General features: G+C 69.6%; 2 protein-coding genes and 1 pseudogene. 2 read left to right on the top strand and 1 reads right to left on the bottom strand.

Annotated features, from left to right (window positions below; all coding sequences use genetic code 11):
* Nucleotides 1-67: 67 nt before the first annotated feature.
* The gene (locus VN520_RS00715; protein ID WP_325744843.1) at nucleotides 68-1270 is read right to left on the bottom strand and encodes an oxygenase MpaB family protein; all 1203 of its coding nucleotides are present in this window, start codon (nucleotides 1268-1270) and stop codon (nucleotides 68-70) included.
* Between the two features lie 408 nt (nucleotides 1271-1678).
* On the opposite strand from VN520_RS00715, the gene VN520_RS00720 reads away from it, so the two are divergent.
* Together VN520_RS00720 and VN520_RS00725 are read left to right on the top strand one after the other, a co-directional pair.
* Complete coding sequence (locus tag VN520_RS00720; protein ID WP_325744844.1) at nucleotides 1679-2515, top strand: type II CAAX endopeptidase family protein; 837 nt, start codon at nucleotides 1679-1681, stop codon at nucleotides 2513-2515.
* Nucleotides 2512-2708, top strand: a pseudogene (locus tag VN520_RS00725) (two-component sensor histidine kinase); the annotation flags it as partial. The gene VN520_RS00720 and the pseudogene VN520_RS00725, both read left to right, overlap by 4 nt.

The raw sequence follows: 2708 nt of genomic DNA on the forward strand, positions 1-2708 counted from the left end.
GACGCCCGGGTGCCCGCCCTCCGCTCGGCCGGCGAGGGGCGGGCACCTGTGCGGCCGGATCGGCGGTTCAGCCGGCCGGCCTGTTCCCGGTCGGGATCGTGATCGGGGTGGTGGTCGAGGAGGTGCCCTTGTTGAGGAACAGCATGGCCAGGGCGCGCACGAACTGGTCGAGCATGTAGAAGGCGCCGGGCATGACGGGCGACAGGCCCTCGCGGAACAGGATGAAGGCCGGCCACGCGGTGCGGACCAGGGCCGCTGCCGCGTAGTCGCGCGGCAGTTTCAGCCAGTCCCCGACCTCGTCGCTGAGGGCGTAGCGCACGAACTCGTTCAGGAAACCGCGCGTCACACCGAGGTCGATCTCCGCCGTCAGACCGAGCAGCACCTCGGCCAGGTCGAGGCCCTCGGGCGTCGGGGCGAGGATCGGGGTGAGCACCTGGGCCGACTGCGCTTCCGCAGCCGCCCAGGTCTTCGGAATGAACTCGTCCGGCACACCGAGCAGGTGGATGGCGACTTGCCACGAATGCAGGAACGCCTCCTGGTCCGCGGCCGACATCGGGATCTTCCAGTCGAGCATCTTCCTGTGCACGTAGGTGCCCAGGCTGTGGAAGGTGACCAGGATGTCGGCGACGCTGATCGGGATGGCCTGGTCGGCGCCCGCCTTCCAGTGCGGTGACTGCGGCAGCAGGTGGCGTACTGCTCCGTGCACCAGTCGCGTCTTGTTGGCGGTGACGATGAACTGTCCTGTCGGCTTGAACGCGTCCCGCTGGGACAGGTCGTAGCCGAACGTGAACGTCTTGGCCGCACGGTCCTTCATGTCGGCGCCGCCGAAGGACCAGTAGACGCTCCTGGCCTCCCGCGGGATCACGGTGCTCATGATCCCGCTGCCGAGGCCGTACAGCATGAACAGGTAGGTGTCCTTGCGCCGGTTGAAGTCGGCGGCGCGGGCCAGCTTGACGGGGTCGGCCCAGGAGGGCAGCTTGTTGACCTTTCCCAGGTGTGCCGCGAGGTCGGCCGGCAGACCGCTGGGCAGTGCGTCGCTGTTGTTCACCCACCCCGCCATCGCGGCGTTGACCGCCGGCACCTGGCCGTTTTCGAGCAGCGAAGCCATCAGAGGATCCGTCGCGCTGTCCCAGATGTACTCCGGGTCGGCGCCCGTGCCGCTTCCGGCCACCGAGTCCGCCGCCGCCCACGCCTTGGTGGAGCCCGCCGCGCCCACGAGGCCGAGTGCGACACCGAGGGACAGAATGCTTCGCCTGTTGGGATTGTTCATTAACTTACCCACTTCCCTGCTCAACCAGATGGCAGCCATGCGCCTATCTGACAAGCCAGTTGCGCTACCACCACGTTTAGGATCTTGCTGAGCTGTGTGATTCCTCATTAACATAGCGAGGTGTGTCACCGTCGGCAATGGTCATGACCGACGCTGTGCACCATCCGCTCCGCCCCCCGCGATCCCGCCGGGTCCCGAAGCCCGGAGCCCGGAGCCCTGAGCCCGGGGCCGGAGCCCTGAGCCCGGAGTCCGGTCTTCGGCCCCGGGCACCGAGGGCTGCCACCGGCGGTTGTCCCCCACGCGAGCTACAGGCAGGTGTCCACCCCGAGGTGACGATTCGGGAAGGCCGGATCCGTAGCGTTCGAGGCACCGCGGCGCCCCGGTCGCGGACCCCGGGAAGGAGCGCTCATGAGGTTCGTCTGGCAGTTGTCGGCCGTCGCGGTGGTATCCATGATCGGCAATCAGGTCGTCACCGCCGCGGAGTACAGCCCATGGCTCCAGCTCGCCCTGGGACTCCTGGCGGCCGTGTTCGCCGTACTCCTCTACGGATGGGTGGTGCGGACGACCGAGCACCGCCCGTCCACCGAGGTGGCCCGCAAGGGCGCCGGGGCCGCGATCGGCCGGGGGCTGCTGATCGGCGTCGCGATGTTCGGCGCCGTCATCACGAGCATCTTCCTCAACGCCCACTACGAGATCAACGGTCTGGCTTCCCCGACCGGTGCGGTCGGGCTGGCCGGCTTCATGGCGGCCGTCGCCGTGATGGAGGAACTGCTGTTCCGCGGCGTCCTGTTCCGGATCGTCGAGGAGCGCACCGGCACCTGGACCGCGCTGGCGCTGACCGCCGTGCTGTTCGGCGCCGCGCACCTGTTCAACCCGAACGCCAGTCTGTGGGGCGCCCTCGCCATCGCGATCGAGGCCGGTGGCATGCTCGCCGCCGCCTACGCCGCGACCCGCACCCTGTGGGTGCCGATCGGCCTGCACTTCGGCTGGAACTTCGCGGCCGCCGGCATCTTCAGCTCCGAGGTCTCCGGCGGCGACACCCCGCAGGGGCTGCTGGACACCGTCACCTCGGGCCCGACGTGGGTCACCGGCGGCGACTTCGGCCCCGAAGGAAGCGTGTACGCGGTGCTGTTCGGCGCACTGATCACCATCGGTTTCCTGTGGCTGGCCCACCGGCGCGGCAACCTGGTGCCCCGCCGCCGCCGCGCCGGCAAGGCGACCGCCTCCCCTACACTTCCCCGATGACCGGACTTCCGCGGATCCAGGAACTGTGGCGCCGGTCAGGCTCCACAGCCTGGTACGCCCCGCTCGCGCTGGCGCTGTTCGCCGTCTCGCTGGTGTACCACCACAACGGCACGGAAGTCGGCGGCCTGCCGACGCGCCCCTGGGACGCCCTGGCCGTCGTGGCGGTCGCCCTCCAGTGCCTCCCGCTCGCCGG

It is taken from the genome of Streptomyces sp., assembly GCF_035563135.1.
GTDB lineage: Bacteria > Actinomycetota > Actinomycetes > Streptomycetales > Streptomycetaceae > Streptomyces.